Source organism: Pseudoalteromonas sp. CR1 (genome assembly GCF_019392235.1).
Lineage (GTDB): Bacteria > Pseudomonadota > Gammaproteobacteria > Enterobacterales > Alteromonadaceae > Pseudoalteromonas.
The window spans coordinates 69,094-93,885 of record NZ_JAHXRM010000013.1 but is presented as its reverse complement, the minus strand read 5'-3'; the positions used below and the strand labels follow the sequence as shown (position 1 = coordinate 93,885).

The window sequence follows — 24,792 nt, the reverse complement described above, 5'->3', positions numbered from 1 at the left end:
TAATTAAAAACTGTAGGTAATGTTACCGTATAAAAAGCGGCCATCTAAACTGTATGGTGCATACGGTGTGTACGGAAATATTTGGCTAAAGGTAGAGTAACCAATATTATCGACCGTGGCTTGCGGGTATTGGTCAAATAAGTTGTTGGCACCGAGTGCAAATTTCCATTCATCATTAGGGCGATACGCAACTTCTAAATCGGTTATCCATTTAGCGTCTAGGTATTCATCACGATCGGCGGTAGTAGAAATATCGGCAACTTCACCATAACGTGTTGCACGCAAAGTTGTTTGCCATTCGTTAAAGTTCCACACTGCCGATAGGTTCCATTTGTTGTCTGGTGTGCCTTGCTCAAAACGACCCACTTCACGACGTGCAAATACAACATAGTCGTCACCTAATGAGTTTAATTGCTCAGGGTTATCGTCAACGTGTGTTACTTCGGTGTCGTTAAAGTTAGCCGCTGCGTTTAAGCGCACGTCGCCAAAGTTATCTAGCTGTAGTAGGTAAGTTGCAACAATGTCTACGCCTTGTGTGCGCGAGTCGATGGCGTTGGTAAAGTATCGTACGCTTTCGGTATTTAACTCACCAGCATCCGCTAAAATTTGTTGTACTGCGGCACCGCTTAAGTTTTCCGAGAGCACAATACGGTCATCAATATCAATACGGTAGGCATCAACCGTTAAGCTAAAGTTACCTTGGGTGTATACAAAACCAGCTGTTAAATTAACTGAGTCTTCAGCGTCTAATTGTTTTGCGCCAAGGGCTTGTGCTGCTGGTGCATCTGTTGGGAATAAGCCCACTTCAAACGCTTGGTTGTTCTCAAGTACAGTAGAAATTTGACGGTACGAGCTCTGTGCAAGCGATGGCGCACGGAAACCTGTGCTAATTGCCCCACGTAGCGACAGGTTTTCGTTAACGCTGTAACGTGTTGCAAGCTTTGAGGTAAAAGTGTTACCAAAGTCGCTGTAATCTTCGTAGCGGCTTGCTAAAACCATGTTCCAATTTTCAGTTAGGTAGGTGTCAAACTCAACAAATAGTGCAACGTTATGGCGGCTTTCATCGGTTACGCTTTCTGGGCCAAAACCCGAAAGCACTTGTGCGCCACCGGCTGCAATTGGGTTGCCATTGCTATCAAGGGCAGTAATGTATGAGGCTTCTTCACCTTGTTCTATTTTATAGCTTTCGTGGCGGTATTCAGCACCTAGAGTAAAAAATACGTCGTCAGGTAACCCTAAATCAAGGGTTGTGCTGGCATCACCATTGACTATAAATTGGTCATAAACTAATGCGCCGTTATCAAATTCGGTGGGGCTGGTGGCGCCCAGAGACGTATTTAAGCTATTTACAACACCTAGTGCAAAGTCGTTTCGGCCGTAGTTGGTACTTACATCCCATGTCCAGTCACCCGTTTCGCCTTCTAAGCCTAGGGCTAATGAGTAGTCTTCAACATCGGTTTCAATTTGCGGTAAAAAGCCATCTGGGTAAAGTGCTAATACGTTACGGTTGTCTTGTGAACGGCGGTAAAAACCACCTGAATTACCTTCTCGTTTTGAGTAGCTACCAAAAGAATACAGGTTTAGGCTGTTATAAAGCTCGTAACCCATATTGTAAAATAAAGCGTAATCTTCAAGGTCTGCTTTACCAAAACGATGGTTGTAACGATCAATAGTAAATTCGCGCGGGTCTAGGCTGCCATCGTCAAGGCGGCTGTATTGTTCACGAGGGTCAAAACCAGAGCGTTGTGTTGGGCTGTTATCGCGGTATTCAATCGATACGTTTATAAAGCCGCTGTCTGATAATGCAAATCCAGAGTTAGCGCTAATAGTGCGCGTTGCACCATCGCTAATTTCGCGGTCATCACCTAGGTTAAATGCAAGATCGCCGTTTGCATCTGCGTAGGCGCTTTCTAAGTTAGGTGCGCCCGCCATTTGTGTGTCGTATTCACCATAGGTTACGCTTACACTGCCGCCTTCAGAGGCGTCTTTTAAAACAATATTAATCACCCCGGCAATGGCATCTGAGCCGTATTGCGCTGCGGCACCATCGCGTAGTACTTCTACGCGCTTAATGGCTGATGTAGGGATCATGTTTAAATCTACCGCGGTAGAGCCCCTGCCTACAACACCCGCTAAGTTTAAAAGCGCGCCAGAGTGACGACGTTTACCATTGATAAGCACTAAAGTGTGATCGGGCGCTAAGCCGCGCAGTACAGCAGGTTTTGCGTGATCTGTTCCATCACCTAAAGTGGCGCTTGGAAAGTTAAAGCTGGGTACTTGGTTAGCAAGAACCTGGCTGATTTCAAGTTGACCTGTGCTTGCCATGTCGCTGCTAGTAATAATATCTACTGGCACTGAGCTTTCAGCAATACTTCGCAAACTACGGCGAGTCCCTGTTACTGAGATTACTTCTATATTCTCTTGTGCTTGGGTATCTTGTTCTGCCGCATTAGCTGTAACGAAAGAGCTGCTAAGTGCAGAGGTTACGGCCAAGCTAAGTGCTAATTTATTGGCTGATAAACGCTTAAAAGTCATGAATGTTCCTTAAGAACGTCGTTGTTTTGGTGAGTTTGAAAAAGGAGCGAATCATATAGAAGCGCTCAACTACGTGCAAAGATAAAAACCATCTATGTTATTCACGTTTTTAATAAGTAAGGCCACTGTTTACGTACGTTATAGACGATTAGATCGTTACTGTTGTAATCTTGTAGTGAATGGTGACGAAATCAATAAAAGTAAAAGAGAGATTGCAAAAAAAGTGATAGGCAGAAAAAAAGCCAAGTTAAAAACTTGGCTTAAAAATATGTTTAAATGAATGCCTAAATACTTACTCAGGCGCTACTTCAAGCGTTGTAAATAAAGCATAACGACCTGAATCTACGCCTTTTTCCTTCACATCAACTTCGGTTGCGGTTTCTATTAAATAAACACCAGGTGCGTTCCATGTTGTTGTAAAAAAGCCGTTTTTATCGGTGATTACTTTTACTTCGCCACGTTCGTTACGGTAGCGAGTATCGCCTCTTAAAATATTAACTTCAATGCCTTCGCCTACTGGTTTTCCGTCTTGTAGTAATTGAAAACGTGCTTTCTCACCAACAAATAAGTCATTTGGGTGTGTAGGGCCGCTTAGCTCTAAGCCTAAACCTAACAGTGCTGGCTTAGATGTACCGTTGCGGCTTACAAAGGTATCGACTGTTGAAATAACTTTAGTGGTGCGCACGCCTTGAGCGTTGTTAGGTAATTTAGCGTCTGTTTTTTTACCAAATACACGGTTACGCTTACCTTCTTCGTCTTTATAGAAGGTCATGTACATTGGCTTTTGTGTCATTGCAATGTGGTAGGTGCCTTGCTCAGTTAAGCTTATTGCTGCTGAACTTTTACGTTTTAAGTAATAAGCACGAATAGTGTCGCTAACAGGCTCGCCATTTGGCATAAGTGCCATTAGTAATGTGTCGTCCCATTGGGCGTCTTTTTCTTTTGGCTTAAAGGCTTTGTCGGGTGCAAACATTTCGTTAGAAATGCTGGCATCAATCATTACGTAATGCGCTTTATCGCCAGAAAGTGAGGTGTGTGATGGCAATAACCAACGGCCATGTGCGCTGGCTGAAGTAGATACCAGCGCTGATAAACTAAGTGCGCCAATTAATGCTGTTTTTAATAAATTAATTTTCATTTTTCTTTCCTTTAAATTCGAATTATAAATAGCTACTACTTAGCGTTTACGGTAACAAAACTGGTTGAAAACTCTTTTTTCCCATCGATGGTAATTTTACCTGGGTTTGTTAAATCGAGTTCAAGGCGTTGGTAATCACGGCCGCCTTCTTCACGAACTACTTCAATATTTAACAGGTATTTACCCGGCGCTACGGCATTGCCGTCTAAATCTTTACCTTGCCAGTCAATTGTATAAGTACCAGGTCGCTTAGTTGCACCACTTATGCCGTCAAAATTAATATCGGTTTTGCCTGCTTTACGCCACCATTGGCGTAAGTCTTTAAACCATTCTGCTTTTTGAACCCATAGTGCAAGCGTTGTTACGTGCTTGCGCTCTGGTGTTTCTAGCCATACGGCAACGTACGGTCGGTGGTAAGGTTGTACATCAAGCTCGGGTAGGGTGAGTTCAATTTCTAGCTGTGGCGCTTGTGCCTGAGCCGTTGTTTGAAATAACGCGGCAACTATTAATAATGCTGCGCTAACTACAGTACTTACTTTTAACATTAAGACACTCCTTTAATTTGAGGTACCCAGCACAAGTAAATAACCATAGGCGTGGCGATGCCTAAAACGGTTATCCATATACCTGCTAAGCGTTTTTTTCTGTTTTGAAATAAAATAATCATTCCGGTGATGGCAAAAATAATCATCAACACCGCTGAAATATCAATTACCCAGCTCCACACTGCACCGCTATGTCGGCCTTTATGCAAATCGCCTATTAGGCTTAAAAACCCACCTGTTTGGTACTCGAGGTTTAGCTCGCCAGTTGTAAAGTCAAGCTCAGCGTAAGCAAAACCCGCCGGAAGGGGGTAGTCGAGCATGACAAGTGCATCTTCTTTTTCCCACTCAATACTTTTCACTTTAGTAAGTGCATACTGCGTTGCTAAATAGGCTTCTATTTCTGGGTAAAGCGTAGGTAATGTGTTTAGCTGCGAGTTTGCCTTTGTTACAAGCTCAGCTGGAATAGTTGCGGTTACTTGCCCATTACTTTTATCGTTTTTAAGCCAGTCAACATGGTTAAGTACAATGCCACTAACGCAAAATAGAATGAGTAAAAAAAACAAAGCGGTAGAAATATAAATATGTAGGGCACGGCTTGTACTATACAAAGCTCGCTTATTAATAAACGGCATAAATAATTTAATGTAATGAAATTTGTCACATGATAATGATTTGCATTACTTATTACAAATTTACTTACGTAACTTTACATTATTACTTTAAATAACCTGAACCCTAGTTAAGAGACTTACTAAAATATTGAATTATAGTGGTACTTAAATTTGTTTTTTCTAGCCAGAGATTTTCAATGAAAATAAGGCAAATTTACGCGTCTATAGCTGGCCTATTGCAAGTATATTCAACGTAGTTAGCGCTGAAAATAGCGGCTAGAGACAGGTTTATTATACCGAGTTCAGGTCAAAGACGTTTTTTGACCTAGTTCGTGCGTTTAAACGAGGTTTAATGCTTAGGGGGTTGTGAGGGTCTTAAAATAAGGTAAATCATGACTGTAATTTCTATTGCTGCTACAAGGTATACAACCCAAATAGGCGCTGTAGAGTGCAGTAAAAATATAAATCCAATAAGCATACCGATAGCGGCATAGCACTTCGCTTTGGTTGGCACCACCTTGTGAGCCTGCCATTGTTGCAGGGTTATGCCATAACGAGGGTGGTTAAGTAACCAGTGTGCAAGCGCGGGGGACGATCGAGTAAAACAGGTTAGCGCCAAAATAAAAAATATAGTGGTGGGCATGACTGGTAGCATAATTCCCACAATGCCTAGCGCCACTAAGGTTAAGCCTAGCATTTTTAACCCTACGTTTTTATAACAGATAAGTGACGATTTTATATTCATTGACGACGCTATAGTGAGTGGCGACTAATTTAAAGTGTAGGCCAATTTTACATGTATTATAAAACTAAAACGCTATTTCAATAAAAAAGGACATACCCAGTATGTCCTTTTTTGTAGACTTGGTTATTAAAAATAATAACCAATGTTTATATTAAAGCGTCTTTCTGTTTCGCTACTGTCCCCGGCAATCGATCCACCAACGAAAGGTTGGTTTTTGGCGTGCACTAAATCAAAGTAAGTAAACAAGCCCCCAGCCGCTACCGAAACACCGGTCACGTTCATCCACGTATCTGCGCTGTTGTCAGATTTATCGTAAATAACACCGTAATCGTTATAAAATTGTAGGTCTGTCACCGGACCCCATTCTACTGGCATGCTGTAAGCGATGTTTGCATTGGTCATGGTTGCTTCTGTGGCAATACTGTCGTAAAAAGAGTAAGCACCTACGGCCATACGATCAATATTATCTATGTCGTAGTTGTATTCACCATGTTGAAGTTGAAAGTTCCATGCATCAATATTGCTATTTAGGTGCATAGCCCATGCATAATAGTCGCCTGCGCGGTCATTACCATCATGCAACCCGCCAGATAACGCAGAAAAACCTAACTCGGTTGTGCCGCCCTCGTGTTCAAAGTGGTAACCGTAACGACCCGAGAACGTGTTGTATTCGCCTATTTGCGTTGCAGGCTCTGCGTAAATACCATCTTCGGCGGCTCTTACGCCAACTACATCGTATGAATAGCGATCGCTGCGGTTGTCAACGTAGCCATCTACGCCACCAAGCTCATCGTTTTTGAAAAAGCCAAGATCTAGTTGCCAGTTATCTGCAATTTTACGTTTAAACATAATGCCTAAATCGTGATCATCTTCTAAACCGATGTAATAGGTGGTGTTAAAAAACCAGTTATGTGAATTATAAGGCCAGTTACCAAAAGGTACTTTGGTAATACCTGCTTTTACTTGCCAATCGTCTGCAAAGTCGTACGCTGCATAAGCATATTTTACTGCGGTCATGTAATCAAAAAAGCGAATTTCTGCGTTAAGAATAACGTCGCCTACATCACCAGAAAAATTAAGTCTAAAAACGTCAAAATCAAAGTCGCCGCCGCGATCTTCGTTATCGTCATCATACGATGCATAACTAAAGTTAGTACGAATAGCACCGCCTACCTTTATGCCGCTGCTTTTTTCTTTCGGCGCTTCTGCCACCACAACGTTTTGGTCAGCTTTTTTCTCGATAAGTGCAACTTGCTCTTGGTGTTGTTCGTTGATTTTTTGCTGTTTAGATTTTTCTTCAACTAGTTTTTGTTCAAGCAGCTTCATTTGCTGCTGTAGTTGTTTTAATTGACTTTGAAGCGTATCGATATCAGTGGCGTAAGAAGTACTCGAAACACTACCTAAAATAAATGCGAGCGATAATTTTGAGAGTTTGGTCATATTAGCTGCTTCTTTTTGTTTGGTTAAAAATTAAAACCCAAGATATTAATAACACCTTGGGTTAAGAGCTTAGTACAAAACCTTTATATTTTTATTGTTCGTTTTTTATTCTTTAGGCGCTTGTGTTAGTGCACCCACTTCAAGTAGTGGTGAGGCGTCTAATTTGTCTGCATCCATCATGGCTGCAATGCGCTGCATAGAGGAAAGTAATAAAGACTGCTCCCATTCGGCCAAACCAGAAAACTTTTCTATAAAGTGTTCTTGTAATGGTTGAGGGGCTTTAAGTAGTAATTCTTTCCCTTTTTCAGTGAGGTGTAAGCTCACTCGACGTTTATCCATTTGGCTTCGAACGCGCGTAACCAGCTCTCTGCTTTCAATTCTGTCGAGAATATTAGTTACGGTTGCTGGACTTAAATTTACATTTTGCGCAATGCGGCTAGCAGTGATGCCATCAGTTTGAGACACTTCGTGCATTATAAGCAACTGTGGGCCAGTTAAACCGGCTGTTTTATTAAGTTGCTTAGAATGTAAATCAATCGCTCGGATCACTTTACGTAAAGATACCAGTAACTCGTCATATTTTTGCATGTGTTTATCTCGTCGAAAAGCAATGCTTTGCCATAATCGCGAAATGTTACACATCAAATAAATTGAATTCAAATTAAAAATTTAATTTTTTACTGCAGTTACTCGTCTTTATTAATTAGAGTAGAAACTAATTTACCTTAAAGCAAGTGCACTTTAATTAAGTGTTTTTAATAGGTGGGGCGTTTAATTAAGCGTTTTAGCGCTGTTTTAAGTAATAGGTACACCGCTAAAATTGTCTTTTTTTAAAGTGTATTTTATGTGTTTGGTATGCAATTAATCAAAGTGTAGATTAAGTAAGCTTATGATATACAACTATCAATATGCTCACAATGATTACCTTAGTGAGCAAAAATTTATTTGATTGGTTTATACTTTACGTTATATGTAAGAGTATTGAACGTTGTGATTATTAACATTAAAGGGAAAGGCATGAAGTTATCGCCATCAGTGAGTATTGAACACACCGAAACAGGTCTTGAGTTTATTAACGTTGAAAGTGATTTATGCAATGCAAAAATATTTTTGCAAGGTGGCCAAATTACGCAATTTACACCGAAGGGTAAGCAACCTCTTATTTGGATGTCGGGTAATGAAACGTTCTCAGAAGGCACGAGTATTCGCGGTGGTATTCCTATTTGTTGGCCATGGTTTGGCGCGCATGTAAATACTGGCTGGCCCGCACATGGTTTTGCTCGCACTAGTGTATGGCAAGCCGACGAGGTGCATGAATCTGACGAGTGTATTACGGTTAGTTTAAAGCTCCCTGTGAAGCTTATTAACTCTGAATATTGGCCGCACGAGTCGGCATTAAAAGTGGAATTTGTTTTAAGTGATTCTCTTGAAGTAAAATTAACCACAACAAATTTAGGCAGCAAGGCGTTTAGCTATACACAAGCGCTGCACACATATTTCCCAACATCAGATATTACTAATACACACGTTGAAGGCTTGCAAGGCGCGCAATATATTGAATTTGCTGAAGGGCCTTTTACGCAACAAGCGGTTGTTGGCTTTGAACGTGAAACCGATATGGTTTACACCCAAGCTGCACCTGTGCAATACATTAATACACCCGAAGGCGTTATCAAGGTTGGGCGAGCAAACTCTAGTTCGTGTGTGCTTTGGAATCCGTGGATTGAAAAATCAAAGCGCTTGTCTAATTTTGCTGACGATGAATACAAAACCATGTTATGCCTAGAAGCCGCTAATGTATTAGATGATGCGGTTACCCTTGAACCACAGCAAAGCCATACGTTGGTAACATCTATAGAATGGGCATAATAAGATATGCTTGATTAGGATTCTTAAATTTTAAAATAATAAAAAACAATATAGGAAATAGTGTGTTTAATAATCAGCAAATAACGGATTTACCACAACACAAAAGCATTGAGTTTAAAGCGCTTGCCGATAAAGCACTGCTCCATGCTCAGCTTAACTGGTTAGTATTTTATATTCCTTTTAGCGCAATATTAGCCGCTATTTGTTACTTCAACGAAAACTTCGCCAATAATATGCAAACGTATTTATTAATTGGTATGCCTATTTTAATACTCATCTCTATGCTTTACAGCGTTGCGAGTATTAAATTGCAGGGGGTGGCTATGCGCCAGCACGACATTGCATTTAAAAAAGGAATTATTTGGCAGCGGGTTACTATTTTACCGTTAGCACGCGTGCAGCACATTGAAATACATCGTGGACCTATTGAGCGAAAGCTGGGTTTAGCTAGTTTAAAACTGTATAGCGCCGGTGGCATGAGTGCCGATTTGCAAGTAAGTGGGCTTACGCACACTGATTGTAAAAATATGCGCCAGTTTGTTCAAGATTACCGCCAAGAACACACGTCTACACAGGCTGTACCAGCCGATGAGTGATTTAACACCTCACCCCACACAAAAAACGGATGCTGCTCACGCGCAACTGTGGCAAAAAGTATCGCCTTGGGCGCTTGTGTATTTTGTTGTCCATTTTGGTGTGCGTTTTGTGCGCGACGGCATATTTAACTTATTACCGCTTGGTTTTGTATTTGTTACACAAGTAGAAAATAAACTTTTTTGGGGGCAAATTGCAGCAGCAGTGGCTGTAAGTGCGTTGCTTTTATACTCTATTTTATATTACAGAAACTTTAGGTTTTGTATTTCAAGCGATAACGAAATACTGCTTAATAAAGGCGTTTTTAAAAAAGAACGTTTAACGCTTAAATTTGAGCGAGTTCAAAATGTAAATATTGCTGAGCCTTTTTACTTTAAACCAGTAACGCTGGTTAATTGTATTTTTGATGCGGCAGGTAGTGCGGCTCAAGAAGCTGTATTGCCTGGAGTAACCCAAAGTTATGCAGAGCAAATGCGAAAGCAAATATTTGCTTACAAGGCCCAACAGCAGCTTGAGCCAGATACGGAAGTAGAAACCGATGAGGCTGCAGAGCAAAGTAGTTTGTTTATTTCTAACAAAGAAATAGCTAAGTTTGGTTTAATGTCGAATATGGCTATTTTAGCGTTAGCAGCCATTGCACCGCTCATAAATGTGGTGGCCGATGTGCTTGAAAAGCAGTTAATCACAAAAGTAGAAGGCTTTTATGAGCAAGAACTTGGCCTTGTAGCCAGTGCGGCGTTATTTGCCATATTCACATTATTTGTATTTGTGGTACTTATTGCTGTTTTGCTGTCGGTAGGGATGTCGCTGATCCGCTTTTATAATTATCAGCTTTATTTTAAAGGTAAAAAGTTTAAACGCATTGCCGGTTTATTAGAGCGCCATCAGTTATCTATGAGCTTAGATAAAGTGCAGTCGATTGTCATAAAACAAAATATTATTGCCCGATTACTCAAGCGCTTTACCGTTGAATTTTTACAAGCGAGTAGCGGTGGTGCAATGGCGGGCATGGCCGCTAAAAAAAATAAACAAACCTTAGTACTACCTGTATTAAATAACGAGCAAGTTAACAGTGTATGCCAGTGGATTTACCCGTGGTTTAACAATAGCGCACTGGCATTTAAGCAGGCAGAGCGCGCTCTTTGGTATAAAAACTTAGTTTTGTATGCATTATTACCTAGCTTACTTGTGGCTGTTTTTTGTTATTTTAATGAGCTAAATTACTTTATTAGCTTGGGTGTACTTGGTGTATTTGCGGGCTTGGTTACTCTGTCGTATCAGCGTTATGGCTACTATTTACATGAAGATAATGGCCGATTTTACATGGTTGTACGCAAGGGCATGATTGGCGTACATTACCGCGTGTTTGAACTTTATAAAGTACAAAGTGCTAGCAGCGAAAGTACCTATTTAATGCGAAGATCAGGACTGAAAAGCCTGTATATACAACTTGCTCACGGCTTTGCGTTTATGCCATACATAAAAGAGCAAGATGCTGATTTTGTGATTGATTTTACGCTTAAGCAGGCTGAATCAGATACTCGTAGTTGGATGTAACTTCTGCAAACTATAAAGTATGTGCAAAAACACATTTGCACATGCTTTATTACACTTTTTTACTGCAAACCCAGTTAGTTTAATAATACTCTAAGCATTATTAAAGATACTACTTAAGGGATTATTGTGAAAAAGTCACTCATTGCCTCTGCTTTGTTGCTTACTACCCCCGCATTCGCTGCCGACTGGCAAACCATTCATACCGAACATTTTAATGTGCACTACAGCATTGAGCATATTGATTTTGCTAAATCGACCGCTGTTGAACTTGAAATAATACGCACCAAAGTGCTTGAGCAGCAAAATCGTGCACTCGATAAAGTCGTCGACGTTGTCGTGTTTGACCCCTTAAATGCAGCGAACGGATTCGCCTTGCCTACATCGAACAACCCTGTGATGGCACTTTTTACTACGCCACCGCAGTCTGACACGGTGATTTCGAATAGCCCCGGCTGGCAGCAATTACTGGTGTTGCATGAATATATTCATTTAGTGCATTTAGCGCAGCCTACACGTAACCACTGGCAACAAAAAGTGCGCGGTTTATGGGATATTTACGACTTAACCTACAGTGATACACCGCGTTGGGTTGCTGAAGGATACGCAACATTAATTGAATCTAAAATGACCGGACGAGGGCGATTATTTGATAATTACTCTGAGTCGATATTGCGTGAATTTGCCCAGCAAGGTGCGTTACCAACCTATGGCCAATTGAGTAGTGATAGTGGTTTTATGGGGGGCTCAATGGCTTATTTGATGGGCAGCCGGTTTTTATATTGGTTAGAGCAAACATTTTCAGAGCAAATTCTTGATAGTGTATGGACTCGAATGCAGGCGGTTAAGTTACGTGACTTTGATGAAGCGTTTGAAGGTGTGTTTGGCCAAAGCGCAGCCAAGTTGTATCGTCGTTTTATTGCTGAATATACGTATAAGGCCATGCAGCAAGAGCAAGAGGATCAACCACTTAATAGTGAGTTATGGCTTGAGCTTGATTTATACGCTAGTAATCCAGCACTTTCTCATGATGGCAGTAAGCTTGCGATAGTTGAGCGTAATGAAAAGCGTGATACTAAGCTGGTTATTTATAGCACCGAAGATAACACCAAAGCGATGAATAGCTTTGAAAAAGCGCAAAAAACGCTAATTGAACAAGATCCGCTCGATATACCTGATACGCCGCCGAGTGTATTTAAGCGTGAACAAAAACAAATACTTAATCAAATAAACCGGGCTGGTATAGCTAACCCTCAATGGATAAATAGCACGACACTGTATTTTAATGCCTATAGCACTGAAGAGTCGGGCATTTATAATCGGGTGTCTGATATATTTAGCTATAACATTGAAACCGGCAACGTAGAAAAGCTAACCGAGCTTGCAGGTATCAGGCGCTTTAGTGCAACAAGCAACGGTAAAGTTATGTATGCAGAGCAAATACGTGATGGGTATTCTGAATTAGTAAAAGTAGATATAGACACCGGTGCCATAACGCCTTTATTTAAAAAAAGTTTAAATACCGCATACGATTACCCCACGCTTAGTCCTAATAATAAAAAATTAGTTTATTTATCAGCTTCTTTAAACGAAAACTGGCAAATGTATATACAAGATGTTGACAGGGGGGTTAGCCAGTCGGTGCCTATGCCAAACGGATATCAATATTTAACCCAACCTAGTTTTAGCATTAATGGCGAATCAATTTACTTTGTTGCGGGGTTAAATAATACGACTGATATTTATAACTATCATATAGCCAGCAATACCCTTAAGCGATTAACACAAGGGCAAGAAGCGGTTGCTCACCCCATAGAAATGCAAGATGAGACACTGCTTTATTTGTCGATTCATGCCGACGGCCCTGATATAAAAAGCCTAGCAAATACTAGTATTAACACCAAGGTGACCGATTTAGCTATTAATAGCAAACCCCCGCTATTAATGGTTAACGAGCATACGTTGCCAGAGGCTAAAGTATACACCCAAGACGTTGGCGAACAGCGCGATTATGCAGTACTTGATCAGCACGCAACCTTTGCGTTGGGTTCTCAGTATTATTCTGCATCGACCAGCTTATTAAGTCTGGGTATTAAAAGCAGTGACTTATTAAAGCAGCTAGACCTGCAAGCGGGTTATAGTATTGATTTAAACGATAGCGCATTACATGGCGGGTTTGTAAATGCTAAATATAATGCGCTTGATGTTAAGTTTAAACTCGCTTTGTATGACTACAACTTAGATACTTCTCGTCAATATCAAGCTGTAAGCCCCAGCAATTTAAATACAAAAAGAGATGCGCGTGGTGGGTTTGTAGCAATGAGCTATCCACTTAAGTTTGGACAATTAAGTCTAACGCCCGAGCTGGCTTATAACTATACCGATTATAAACAAAGCCATACCCGTTGGGCGCGTTTAGGTTTTGCTCAAAGTTGGCAATATGACCGCCAAACGTTTGCTATAGGGCAACGTGTTAATGCCCGTTGGTACGAAGGAAGAGGTGAAAACAATTGGCAGGGTTATGACCTAGATGCCAGTGTATTTGGTAAGGTATTTAACGCTCCTTTGTACATTAACTTTACACAAAGGCAGCGAGACGATGCACGCCTTGCGCTAGGCGGGTTTAGTTCAAACCTTATTAATCAAAACTACAGTAGTGAATTTGTGCTGGCAGCTGACCTGCCTTTTTACAGTGCAACTGCCGATCGTTACCAAGGGTATGGCGGTGGAGTTACTTATAAAGAGGGTATGCCATGGCTTTATTACACTCAACATCAATTAGATGACAGCGTTTATGCACAAAGTTACGGTTTAAAATACCAAGGTGATTTTAGCTTTGGCATGGGACCTGCGGGTGTTAACGATTTAACATTTAATGTGGGTGTGTCGCGGGTTGAGGGCAGCAGCTTTGACGATGAAATGCGTGCATGGCTAAGCTTCTATTATTCGCTTTAACTAGGATGAATGAGTTTACTTGAACTGTGGATTGTAAACCGATTGACCACAGTTCAATTCACCCTAATCTTTATATTGCAGCGACAACAACTTGGCTTGATATACGTCTAACTTTTTATCGTCTCGTTCGTATTCAATTGCTTTTTTGAGAAGTCGCTTTGAACGCTCAGTTTTACCTTGATGGTAGCGAACTTTAGCAAGTTCTAGGTATAGCTCAGAAATATAGGGGGCTTTAAATAAAGCGAGCTCTAAGTGGTCTTTTGCTCGATTAATATAACCGGTTTGTAATTCGTTTTTTGCTAGAGCAAGTAGTTCATAAGGGTCTCTTTCTTTGTAATTTAATTGGCTGCTTAGTTGCTCTGCAAGTACAGTTTTACCAAGTTGTTTAGCTAATAATTGATAGTTATTAACCAAATTGACGCTCGATAAATTATTGTTTATTGCTGTTTCGTAAATTACTTCTGCGTTTTTTAAATCTCCCACACGGCGATGTAACATACCCGCCATGTTAAAAAGCTCAGGATCATTCGGGGTAAATTTATTGGCTTGTAAAATAAAAGAATAAGCAGCGTTAAGATTTTCTTCAGCAAATGCTTTAGCTGCTAAGTTGCCATAAAATTTAGCCACTAAGTCGTTGTAGCTGGCGCTGCCAGAATAAAAACTACCGCGTGTAGGAAAATAATCGATAAGCGTACCTGGGCGAAAAACTTGAATAACGTTATCTTTTTTCTCAACTTTTGGTGCATATACCATGGTTCTAAAATGATTAGCTACATAGACCATTCCACTTTCTTTTGCGTACACAGGTTCACTAGTAACTTCTTGAAAGCTGGTTTCTAGCCCCAGCGCATTTGCATAACTTTGTGTAAGAACCGCTAAACTAATACAGTTGCCGTGTGCGCGAGTCAGAGTTTGCGAAGAAGTTAATGTGTCACCATGATAACTAAAATCGCTAAGTTGGTTTTCTAAATAGTTGTAAATAATACGATCGGTTCTAACACCGTTTAGTTGCTGCTGGTCGGCATAAGCTAAAAAGCGTTTTTTTTCGGCGTTTGGCAATTCAAAAATATTCACCTCGGTCGGAGTGTCTATTTGTTTAAAGCGGGTGTGATTAATAAGGGCAGTAAGCTGGGGTTGCTCAACTGTAGGCGTTGTTGGCGTGCTTTTACATGCACTTAAAAATACCAAAAATAACGTAACTAATACTATAGATTTCATAAGCCACCTCAATGTGATTTTTCACATTACATTGAGGTGACTTTTTAATCAAGCGGTTATTGTTCGTTGTTTATTATGACGATTTATTTGCGATTGTTTTTTACGTTTGCGGCGTGTGAACCATAAATAAAAGCCAGTAGCGCTTAGCCATAGTGGACTTAGCCCTATAAAACTCCACAGTATTTTACTTATTAGGCCACCAAAATATCCAAAGTGAAGCTTACGAAAACTGTCTAATACTTTCCAGCCAAGACCTACTTGGCGTATATCCCAATTGGCAATATGCTCACCAGTGATTTTGTTATACGAAACGGTATTAGCGTATTCACTTGCCAGTGGGTTATTAGAATTTACTTCACCAAATACAGTAATGTTGTCATCAGGCTCTAATGGCATAACCAAGTAAGTGCTGTTGAACGTGGCTATTTGTTGCTTGCTGTCATCTAAAATATCTTGGAAGGAAACATTTTTGCTATACAGGTTTTTGGTTAGGGCATAATGTTCTTCTTCAGCGTGTTCAAGTACTTCGTGATACCAAACGGCACCATTAAAATAACCACCGGTTATAGCTAAAACAATTAAAATAGGTGAACCAATAACACCAGTCATTTTATGAATATCACTTAATACGATTTGTAATGTTGCGCGCCAACGCACGGTAAATAGGCGTTGCCAAAACTTTCGGTAAATAATAAGGCCGGTTATTCCGAGCACCAATAAAAATAAAGCAAAAAAGAACCCCAAAACGGTGCCTGTTTGGCCTGGTAAGCTTTTTAAATCATTGAGTAAAAAGGTGTAATGGAGTTCTAAAAACCAATCTGTAAAATAATGGCTCGTTCCCACTGGGGCTGACAAAACATCACCAGTATATTGATTTAAATGAAATTTATACCAAACTTGCGACTCGCGCTCGATTAAGTAAACCCGATCAGCTGTATCGTCGTTAAAAATTTCCCAGCTACCAATGACATACTCAGGGTAAGCGTTCTGCGTGATAGAAATTAGCTTATCCATATCTAAACGTTCAGGTTGAGTGCTAATCACAAAATGACTTTCGGGCATAAGTAAGCCATCTATCTCGCTTTTAAATACAAGCACACTGCCAGTAATACTTATTACAATTAATGGAATAATTGCAATGAGAGCAATCCAGCTATGAATTTTAAAAAGTGTTTTTCTCATGGGTTGTCGTTATTTAAATTATTTATATACAAATGATATCAATTGTTATTTGCATTTAATAGTGGCAGTACAAGAATTCGGAAAACTGATAAACTGTGCACATTACATAACATATTTTGTAAATATAAGTTTCCAGTTACTAAAAAGGGTTTTTGCTGTTTAGTTGAGTTAAATTAACTTCACTCTACAATGCCGCGCTCACAGTAAAAGCCTTTTAAAACAGATGTTTAATAAATGTTTTTATTAAGTAATTAAAGTAATCGTTATGTAACAGCGAGGTTGTTTTGGCGCACTATTTGCCTATTTTGTCTTCATTTATTTTACTTTTTAGCTTTTTACCATTGCTAAATAAAATTAGAAAAAACAGAAGTGTTTCTGGTTTATCTTTGCTGATGATGACATTTGGAGTCGCACAAAGTCTCTATTTCATAACGTATAACATTTATTTTGAGCGATACTTTATTGCTTTACCTTTTTTTGTAACAGGCGTATTAAGCGGCTTGATCTTGTACTTTTTTGCCCGTTACAACGCCGCAAAGCAAGAGCGTCTTCAGTTGTTGCTCATGCTTGGTTTTTCGCTTATGCCGTTTTCGCTGTTATTAAGCCCAAACTTTGATACCGCATGGGTGCTTAATTCACTTACTTACGTAGGGCTGGTGATGAGCTCAGTGCGCGTAATGCCACAAACCTATAAAACGTTGCGCACAGGTGATGTAAGTAACTTAAGTGCTCGTTATTTTAGTTTGCAATTTATAGCGGGCATTTGCGGCTTAGTTGTTGAGTTAACAAATACCACACCAAGTACTTCACACTTACTTATGTTTATCATGTTGTTGCTGACTAATGCCGTGCAATTTGGTTGTATGCAATATTATAAAATGCGACCGATAATGGCTTAATGTTTTCATTTATATTTAGGTAAATATATGGCATGTTACTTTATCGTTATTCAAAGGATAGAGTATGAATTGGGAGCAATTTGGCTATTTATGCCGAATAAATAGTTCAGCACAGTTAAGCAAAAGCGATAAGCTAAGACTAAGTGAAAAGGCGAGTCTGAATATATATCAAGGCGATAACGACGATAGTGAACTTGCAAAAATGCTAGTTGCGGGTGTTGTGTCGCAAGACGAAGTAGCCGCACAAAAAAGTGCAACTTATTACCAGTGTTTACCCAAATTAATCAACGATTTTAAATTTGAGCATAAAGGCTGGCTTGTTTATTTGACGTTTGTTTTTGCGTTTTTTTGTTTATCTTCTCTTCTTTACCAACTTTTTGTTGTCCCTGCATTTGTAGACATGTACAGCATGAATCAACAACATGATCACAATATCTTTGATAGCTATTTTCGCTATTGGTATGTTCCGATCATATCATTATTTTTGCTGCTTAGTTTTATACTCAGCGTAATTTTAAAGCTCAAAAACGCCAGTATATTGAGTGAGTTAAAGCCGTTTTCAGGCTTGTTTAAAGTGTTTTTCCCACGAAAACTAGTCAAAAACTACGAAACACTAATTGCTATTTTATTCTTTCCATTAAGCTCAGTAAATTCAGGTGTTACAACCACAGAAACAAAGCATTTATATGAGTGTGAAGCGCTGGGGTTAAATGCTCAAAATGAGTTTGAAGTACTGTTACAGCAGCAGTTAAAACAGTTTAATCAGCGCGCAAAATACTTTATTAATAAACTTATAATCGTTTATGGTGCAGTGATTGTTGTCTCTATTTATTTGTTTGTTTCAGCGGCCTATAAACCACTATTTATGTATGGAGAAGTATTATGAAAGCAAAAGGATTTACGCTCATAGAGTTAATGGTGGTTGTATCAATTATTGGTATTTTGGCTGCTGTAGCATTGCCTCAATACAGTAAATACATGCAAAAGGCAGAGCTTGTTGATCCCCTTGCTATGGCGGCTGCAATAAGAGAAGACGTAACTGTGTTTTACCTCGAGAATAAACGTTTTCCTAGTAATAATGAAGAAGCGGGTGTGCCTGCTAGTCAATACTTAATAGGGAATAGGGTAACGGGAATTACTATTAAAAACGGTGCTATACATATTACTTTAGGTAACAAAGCATCTCGGCCTTTACAAAATACAACATTGACGTTTAGACCAGCTGTTGTTGAAGGTAGCCCTTTGAGCCCAATTTCTTGGTTGTGCGGCTTTGATCAGCCAGTCACAGGTATGAAAGCGATTGGTGAAAATAAAACCTCAGTGCCAAAAGATTTACTACCTTCGGCGTGTATTTAAAATACAAGGGAAGCTAATGCAATTAACTATTCACCAAATTGATGCGTTTACACACGCTTTATTTAAAGGCAATTATGCAGCTGTTATCCCACTTGAGTCGTGGTTGAATGATGACCTAATGCTAAATATAGGCGCTGAAAACAACGTATCTGAAACTGCGTTTACCTGTAGGCAAACCGATGGCCGTTTTGCTATTCGTTGGTTCTCACCGTTAATGGAAATAGACTTTTGTGGCCATGCCACGCTAGCTACTGCATATGTTTTATGTGAAGAACATGATGTATCGCAAATCCGGTTTATAGCTGATGTAGTAGGCGAGCTTATTGTTAATAAAAACAATGATGGCAGCTTTGCTATGACATTCCCTAAGCAAGCACCAGTAGAGGTTAAAAACCCGCCACAGGCATTGTTAAATGGCTTGTCTATACAACCTGTTAAGGTACTTAAAAATCGTCAAGCTTACTTTGCAGTTTATGAATCGGCTAAACAGGTAGAGAACTTAACTACCGACTCTGCAGTATTAAAGATGTTAGGGCCACACGATGTAGTTGCAACAGCACCTAGTGATGAATACGACTTTATTTCTCGTTATTTTTGGCCAGCCAGCGGCGGTGATGAAGATTATGTTACGGGCTCTATTCATACAGGGCTTGCTCCATACTGGGCACAATTGTTAGGTAAAACACAATTAACTGCCTATCAGGCATCTAGCCGAGGTGGGCATTTACAGTGCGAGGTAGGGGAGTCAACGGTAACATTAACAGGTCATGCAGTTAGGTATTTAACCGGCCACCCCTGCCTAATCGCCTTGTAAGCCCACGTACTAAGATAATCGAATAAGTTACAGTTACGCCCTAACCCGTAGTCAGGGAGTCGTTTACGACCACTGTAGGCGCTCAAATCGACATAATCAGCGAGCCAATCCAAATTATATAAGCACGACTCCCATGTAGAGACCTGCCAATGTGGATTTAAAGGGTTCTTACAAATAAGGCCAGCGTAACCTATATCGGCACCGAGTTTTTCTCTCAGCGCACTTTCTACGGCTACTGCGTAGCGAAGTGGCGCACTGCGGCCATCTGGCGCAGTTCGAATAGAGACTTCAAGGCCATAAATCAAATGTGCATGGCCATTTTCACGATTGGTTGCAATGATATTAGGTGCGGGTGCATCTGAATCATACCAATCTAAGGATGCATTCGGTTTGTCTACGTCAAACACTAACCAGTATTTATGCGTCGGGCCATTCGCTTGGATGTAGCGTGATTTAATCGCGTTCTGGGCACGCGCAATCGCTAAGCCATTCGCGAACTCATCGGTATGGTACGGTTTTTTGGGTAAACGCTGCTCAAAGAGTGAGAGCTGTTGGGCGTTGCTATTCAATTTCCACCGCGCTTATGGCGGTTTTGGCTTGTGAAGTATGATCCATGTGTTATCATTCTCTCTGAGATTTATCTCGAACCCTGATTATTCATATCCGCCCGCCAAGTTGGTAATGAATATCGGGGTTTTGTTTTATTAGGGCTTAGGTTACGCCAAATGACAGCACACAGCAAGACAGCCAAAAAGGCGCGTTTGGAGTCGAAATCCACCTGAACCACCAAAAAGGTCGCGATAGCCGATATCGGGCATTATGTTAAACACCTTTTCTTCGCCATATACGCGCTAAATAGCGTTTTTAATACGCCATTATAGACCTTTCGCGCAAATCCACTAACCAAGCACATAAAACGGCTTAGAATCGCTCTCAGGCGGTTTCTGAACGGCTTTACGTGCCAAACAAGCAACGCGCGTTAGCTGTGCCCCTCAGACGTCTGTTTTTTTTGATACCCATATAGGCACGTTCAAGGGTATTTGCTCGGCCAGCCATGCTTCAACCGCTTCGCCTTCCTGTGGACTATTATTCTCTCCCTGCAGTTGCGCATAAAAATGACGCACACGCTTACTACTTAAATCCTGATTGATTGCATCACACAGCGTATCGATGTTGTGTTCTTCTGTCATGTTTAAATCTCCTAAAGTTTCACCGGTGAAACTTGTTTGAGCCACAGGCGAATTAACTATTTTGAAGTAGGCCTACTTCACCTGTCCTGCCCTTAACTTAACCATTATTTACACCATATGAAACACGATAAACTCGATATATGTACGTTATTTATATTTTATTTTAGCCGCTAAAATTAGTTATTTTTTATAATAAGTTGGGGTGTATCACATTTTGGCCTGAAAGGCCTATCCTGCCATACACCTCAACCACTGGGGTGATATGTAGCTTTTACCGACTCACGGCGATTTGTCACCTTGTCAATTAAACGCACTCACCACAAACTGAATAACCGCTAACACTAATGTTAAATCAATAACGAATTTACCCTTTAATTTAACGTTATAATCGACTTCAATTTTCATATTGGCTCCTCTCTTTTTAGCCTGGCTTATTCCTGGCCTAGATTTAGGCTATCAGAATTAATTAGCTCCAACGGGCGCAAAAAAATTAAAAATATCACTTTTTTTTGAGCCCCTGAAGAAAACGAAGAGAGTCGCACTTATCCGAAATGCAGTTAAGAGAAGATTTAAAAAGGGTTAAATCCTTTGCACGCGACTGTCGACGGCGTGCCTATTAAGTTTGGAGTGTAAAAGGGTGCATTAGCAAAACATCACTACCTCATTAGCAATAGCGTAGCTTTACAACAATAATATCGCGTTACAAGGGCTCTAGGTTACACTGTGAGATCAACCTAGAGACCTTATAATTCAAAGGTTAAATAAAATTGCACACGGAAAAGTTACACGCACAGCATGAGCTGTATTATTAAACTTGATTTACAATAATTGACTGCTAATCTTGTGAATGGATTTCACTTTCAAAATTAAGGAACTATTTAATGAAAACTTTTTTACCCATATGTATTGCGCTATCTATATTCTTATCTCACACAGTATCATCAGCAACTGTTGAAAATCATATAAAAAATAAAACTATAAATTGCTCATATGAGTGTACTGAAATTATTAAACTTAATGCTGGTTGGCATGTAGTAGCTAAAAACTCGAACGGAGATATAGAAAAAGTAATCCCTGTAGATGACATACCGATCAATGCTAAGAGAATAATAAACAACAATGGAATGATAAATACACTATCATCCGTTCCAGGTGTTGGAACAACATCAACCTCTTACGAAACTCCAACAGAAATAGTCGTTGTTTATATTACTACTTACAGAGATGCAGATGGTAACTTACTAGACGTCCAAGTAACAACGGTAAGAATACCAAAAGATACAACAACAATGCCAAAGTAGAGAACATTTGAATTTATCAATAGCCCTAACTGGGGCTATTATCTGATATGGAAGGCACAATTTACCTTTAATGGTGATTTGAGTTAAGTTTATAAAAAAGGCCACAATCAATGCGGCCTTTTTTTGTTACAACTATTTACGCTTCTAGTGCTTTTGCAATTAAGCGATCAATGTACTTTTTATGTGCTTTAGCTGCGGTATCTGCGCCCCATGACAGGCTTGTATCCGCTATTTCGGTTAGCTGATATAACGCAGCCGTTTTAGCGAGGTTATCAAACTTACTTGGTTTGCCTAAACCTGCAATGGCGATCAGTTGGTTTACATATTCAATTTGTAGGTTATGACTGATTGAGCTGGCTTCTGCGTCTTTAACAAAGATACTCGCTGTTAAATCCCCCATAAATTGATTTAAGCTATATTCGTTTCCGTATAGCGCGGTATCTGAAATACGCAGTAAAACCGCCGGATGCAATAGTTGTGCAAGCACAGACTTTTGCATTCCTAAAATCATTTTATGAGGTTTAGGGTCTTCATTTTTACCATAGTGATTAAACCCGCGGCGCTGTTGCTGCATGAAATTATAAAGCGGTTGCATGCTTTGTAATACATCAGGTGCAAACACGTATTCGGCTAAAATTTCCATGGCTTGGGTTTGTTTTTCAAGTGGCACTGGGGTGAAAGGTTTGTCGGCGTTTGCATCACCTACAACGGCGCGCTCTACATACACCCCACCAATTTGACGAGACACAATACCTGCCTGCGATCTGTATTGGCCAAATAAGCTATTGGCTGAGGTGACAAGTTGCTGGTAAGAGTCGCCTTCAACAGTGGCTTTATCTTTAAGCTCAGTAAACAGTTTATTAATAAGTGCCATACGGTCTGCACCATAGGCTGCTGGGTTTGATGATAAGTCACCAATCATAACACGGGGATCGATATGACGGCCCGGCGCACGCATGTCGTCAGCATCGTTACCAAACGCTAATGCATGCTCACTAGAGCGCGCAAGAATTTTATTCAGACGAGCTTGCTCGGCAGATGCATCAGCCAGTGCTGCACTGTACCCGTAGTTAATAGCCCAGTCATCGTAAGGACCTGGTTTAGTTTGAAAAATATCACCTTGCTGCATGCCAATTGGCGCAATATTAGCTGGTGCATAATCCATTACTGAGCCCGTTACGATACCTTGAGTTTTACTCTTATCGTGGACTTCTTTTTCATCCCACAAAATAGATGATTTCATGTTGTGGTTAAGGCCCAATGTATGGCCTACTTCATGCAGAATAAGCTGTGTTAACCCTTGGCGTATCATTTCGTTTTCTTCAATGCTGTCGCCAGCAGCTAAGCCTTTTGCAAGCATAAGGTTTTGTTGAATTTCATGACCTAATGAGCAGTTTAATTCACCAGTATGTGTATTATTGCCGTGGCTCATAGCGCCTTGAGTATAAAGGGTGTCGTAAATCCAGCGATTTTTCATAAATACAAACTCAAGCATGATGTCTGAGCCCAGTATTTCTCCTGTTAGCGGGTTTGCTAATGCAGGCCCGTAGCCACCAAAGGGAGGCTTAGGTGATGAAGTCCAACGCAGTACATTGTAATTAATGTCGCCTGCATCCCAGTCGGCATCATCAGGTTGTACTTTTACTTCTAAGGCATTTTTAAAGCCTGCTTTTTCAAAAGAGCTATTCCATGCAAGTACGGCGTCTTTTATTGTATCGCGCCACTCTATTGGTGTGGTGTTTTCTATCCACCATGTAATTGGTTTTACAGGCTCTGAAAGTGCAGCGCTTGGATCTTTCTTTTGTAAATCCCAGCGCTTAATTACATCTTCGTAAGGCGTCCAATCAGTTGACGTCATTTGATCAAACTGATTTGTGAAATAGCCAATACGCGCATCGTCTAAACGAGGCTGGTAGTTGTTTTTTGGAAGTGCTACAAATGAATGTTGAACCTTCACCGAAACACTACGCGGGTCACTTATTGCGCCAGAGCCACGAACGGTTGGACTTGCATTGGTAAATACGTAATCTACGACAACGTCTAAATTATTAGGGTAAGGACGCTGTTTAATTATGCGCGACTTTTTGCTGTCTAGTTTGCCTACTTTAAAACGTTTTTTAGTATTTTTATCTGCAGGGTTAATAGTTGGAGATACTTTATGAAGTGCTTCACTTAAAAATAACTTATTGACGTTAAATGCAATTTTACCGTCTTCTTCTTTTTCTATTTTAATACTCGCAAGCACGGCTTCACTAATGTTTGCATTGCTGGCTTTTGAAATGGCACTGTTCTCGTCAAATTTATAACGAGGTGTTTTACTTATAATATCGATACGGTCGAAGTACTTTCTAAACTCAATGAGTTTGGTTTCACGGTACGATCCACGAAAGTGTCCTGCATCAGTCACCCCATCAACAGTATGAGCAAAATAAACGAAAGGAGTATCAAGCTGTGATTCGTTAATGACCATTAAGTGCTTACCCGTTTTTTCGTCCTGATACAGGTTAAATACACCGGCAAATTCGGTTTGTCCTTTGATCATTTCACTTAATGTTTTTGGTTTTTTTTCGTCTTTTTTGTCATCGGCAAAAGCATGGCCGCTTAGGGCAATACTGAGCGCAAGAGTTAGGGTGGTTAGTTTCATAATGTCATCTTTTCGTTTGTTAATTTATTTTTACTGTACGTAATTTCAATTTGTTTCGTACAACAAATCGATGAAATAATACCTTTTTTATTTAATGTATTGATTTTAAATAGTAAAAGTTTGTAACAAAATATAATTTTATGGCTATATAATCTAATTTATAATTAAACAATTCATTATGAGAAGTATAATTAATGCACAT

The 24,792-nt window shown here is 40.1% G+C and carries 21 protein-coding genes; 9 read left to right on the top strand and 12 right to left on the bottom strand.

Annotation, left to right across the window (positions count from 1 at the left end; all coding sequences use genetic code 11):
• Window positions 1-3: 3 nt before the first annotated feature.
• From KZZ04_RS12515 to KZZ04_RS12485, 7 genes are all read right to left on the bottom strand, one after another.
• Window positions 4-2,535: a TonB-dependent siderophore receptor gene (locus KZZ04_RS12515; RefSeq protein WP_219422877.1), complete on the bottom strand. Its 2,532-nt coding sequence runs from the start codon at window positions 2,533-2,535 to the stop codon at window positions 4-6.
• A 292-nt stretch (window positions 2,536-2,827) separates the two neighbouring features.
• The gene (locus KZZ04_RS12510; protein ID WP_058403677.1) at window positions 2,828-3,673 is read right to left on the bottom strand and encodes a DUF4198 domain-containing protein; all 846 of its coding nucleotides are present in this window, start codon (window positions 3,671-3,673) and stop codon (window positions 2,828-2,830) included.
• 35 nt (window positions 3,674-3,708) lie between these two features.
• Window positions 3,709-4,218: a DUF2271 domain-containing protein gene (locus KZZ04_RS12505; RefSeq protein WP_138528142.1), complete on the bottom strand. Its 510-nt coding sequence runs from the start codon at window positions 4,216-4,218 to the stop codon at window positions 3,709-3,711.
• Entirely contained in the window at window positions 4,218-4,850 is a 633-nt protein-coding gene (locus tag KZZ04_RS12500; protein WP_058403679.1) for a PepSY-associated TM helix domain-containing protein, read from the bottom strand. Before KZZ04_RS12500 ends, KZZ04_RS12505 begins: the two co-directional genes overlap by 1 nt.
• 328 nt (window positions 4,851-5,178) lie before the next feature.
• A complete protein-coding gene (locus tag KZZ04_RS12495; RefSeq protein ID WP_138528140.1) occupies window positions 5,179-5,574 on the bottom strand; it encodes a YbaN family protein in 396 nt (131 codons plus the stop codon).
• Between the two features lie 126 nt (window positions 5,575-5,700).
• Complete coding sequence (locus KZZ04_RS12490) at window positions 5,701-7,014, bottom strand: porin (protein WP_219422876.1); 1,314 nt, start codon at window positions 7,012-7,014, stop codon at window positions 5,701-5,703.
• A gap of 105 nt (window positions 7,015-7,119) precedes the next feature.
• On the bottom strand, window positions 7,120-7,602 hold the full coding sequence (locus tag KZZ04_RS12485; RefSeq protein ID WP_006792516.1) for a MarR family winged helix-turn-helix transcriptional regulator: 483 nt from the start codon (window positions 7,600-7,602) through the stop codon (window positions 7,120-7,122).
• Between the two features lie 429 nt (window positions 7,603-8,031).
• Here KZZ04_RS12485 and KZZ04_RS12480 point away from each other — a divergent pair, with 429 nt between their 5' ends.
• The 4 genes from KZZ04_RS12480 to KZZ04_RS12465 all read left to right on the top strand — a co-directional run bounded on the left by KZZ04_RS12480 (window position 8,032) and on the right by KZZ04_RS12465 (window position 13,986).
• Entirely contained in the window at window positions 8,032-8,883 is an 852-nt protein-coding gene (locus KZZ04_RS12480) for a D-hexose-6-phosphate mutarotase (RefSeq protein ID WP_219422875.1), read from the top strand.
• 62 nt (window positions 8,884-8,945) lie between these two features.
• Entirely contained in the window at window positions 8,946-9,479 is a 534-nt protein-coding gene (locus tag KZZ04_RS12475) for a PH domain-containing protein (RefSeq protein WP_058551203.1), read from the top strand.
• Window positions 9,472-11,034 (top strand): PH domain-containing protein, encoded by a 1,563-nt coding sequence (locus KZZ04_RS12470; protein WP_219422874.1) that lies wholly within the window; start codon window positions 9,472-9,474, stop codon window positions 11,032-11,034. Before KZZ04_RS12475 ends, KZZ04_RS12470 begins: the two co-directional genes overlap by 8 nt.
• A 126-nt stretch (window positions 11,035-11,160) precedes the next feature.
• Window positions 11,161-13,986 carry a hypothetical protein gene (locus KZZ04_RS12465; RefSeq protein WP_219422873.1) on the top strand — a complete coding sequence of 942 codons (2,826 nt, stop codon included), beginning with the start codon at window positions 11,161-11,163 and terminating at the stop codon, window positions 13,984-13,986.
• A 63-nt stretch (window positions 13,987-14,049) separates the two neighbouring features.
• On the opposite strand, the gene KZZ04_RS12460 is transcribed toward KZZ04_RS12465, so the two are convergent.
• Together KZZ04_RS12460 and KZZ04_RS12455 are read right to left on the bottom strand one after the other, a co-directional pair.
• A complete protein-coding gene (locus KZZ04_RS12460; RefSeq protein WP_138528132.1) occupies window positions 14,050-15,204 on the bottom strand; it encodes a lipopolysaccharide assembly protein LapB in 1,155 nt (384 codons plus the stop codon).
• Window positions 15,205-15,252: 48 nt separating this feature from the next.
• Window positions 15,253-16,386 (bottom strand): PepSY domain-containing protein, encoded by a 1,134-nt coding sequence (locus KZZ04_RS12455; RefSeq protein WP_058403687.1) that lies wholly within the window; start codon window positions 16,384-16,386, stop codon window positions 15,253-15,255.
• A 284-nt stretch (window positions 16,387-16,670) separates the two neighbouring features.
• On the opposite strand from KZZ04_RS12455, the gene KZZ04_RS12450 reads away from it, so the two are divergent.
• From KZZ04_RS12450 to KZZ04_RS12435, 4 genes are all read left to right on the top strand, one after another.
• Window positions 16,671-17,285: a SemiSWEET family transporter gene (locus KZZ04_RS12450; RefSeq protein WP_058403688.1), complete on the top strand. Its 615-nt coding sequence runs from the start codon at window positions 16,671-16,673 to the stop codon at window positions 17,283-17,285.
• Window positions 17,286-17,349: 64 nt separating this feature from the next.
• Complete coding sequence (locus tag KZZ04_RS12445) at window positions 17,350-18,171, top strand: hypothetical protein (protein WP_219422872.1); 822 nt, start codon at window positions 17,350-17,352, stop codon at window positions 18,169-18,171.
• Complete coding sequence (locus KZZ04_RS12440) at window positions 18,168-18,641, top strand: pilin (protein ID WP_219422871.1); 474 nt, start codon at window positions 18,168-18,170, stop codon at window positions 18,639-18,641. Before KZZ04_RS12445 ends, KZZ04_RS12440 begins: the two co-directional genes overlap by 4 nt.
• 16 nt (window positions 18,642-18,657) lie before the next feature.
• A complete protein-coding gene (locus KZZ04_RS12435) occupies window positions 18,658-19,455 on the top strand; it encodes a PhzF family phenazine biosynthesis protein (protein WP_219422870.1) in 798 nt (265 codons plus the stop codon).
• Here the strand turns inward: KZZ04_RS12435 and KZZ04_RS12430 are convergent.
• Window positions 19,407-20,024 (bottom strand): replication initiation protein, encoded by a 618-nt coding sequence (locus KZZ04_RS12430; protein ID WP_219422869.1) that lies wholly within the window; start codon window positions 20,022-20,024, stop codon window positions 19,407-19,409. The genes KZZ04_RS12435 and KZZ04_RS12430 overlap by 49 nt on opposite strands.
• A 423-nt stretch (window positions 20,025-20,447) precedes the next feature.
• Window positions 20,448-20,645: a hypothetical protein gene (locus tag KZZ04_RS12425; protein ID WP_219422868.1), complete on the bottom strand. Its 198-nt coding sequence runs from the start codon at window positions 20,643-20,645 to the stop codon at window positions 20,448-20,450.
• A gap of 881 nt (window positions 20,646-21,526) precedes the next feature.
• Here KZZ04_RS12425 and KZZ04_RS12420 point away from each other — a divergent pair.
• On the top strand, window positions 21,527-21,946 hold the full coding sequence (locus KZZ04_RS12420; RefSeq protein ID WP_058403693.1) for a hypothetical protein: 420 nt from the start codon (window positions 21,527-21,529) through the stop codon (window positions 21,944-21,946).
• Window positions 21,947-22,082: 136 nt separating this feature from the next.
• Here the strand turns inward: KZZ04_RS12420 and KZZ04_RS12415 are convergent, their stop codons facing one another.
• Window positions 22,083-24,590 carry a zinc-dependent metalloprotease gene (locus tag KZZ04_RS12415; RefSeq protein WP_219422867.1) on the bottom strand — a complete coding sequence of 836 codons (2,508 nt, stop codon included), beginning with the start codon at window positions 24,588-24,590 and terminating at the stop codon, window positions 22,083-22,085.
• Between the last annotated feature and the right edge of the window lie 202 nt (window positions 24,591-24,792).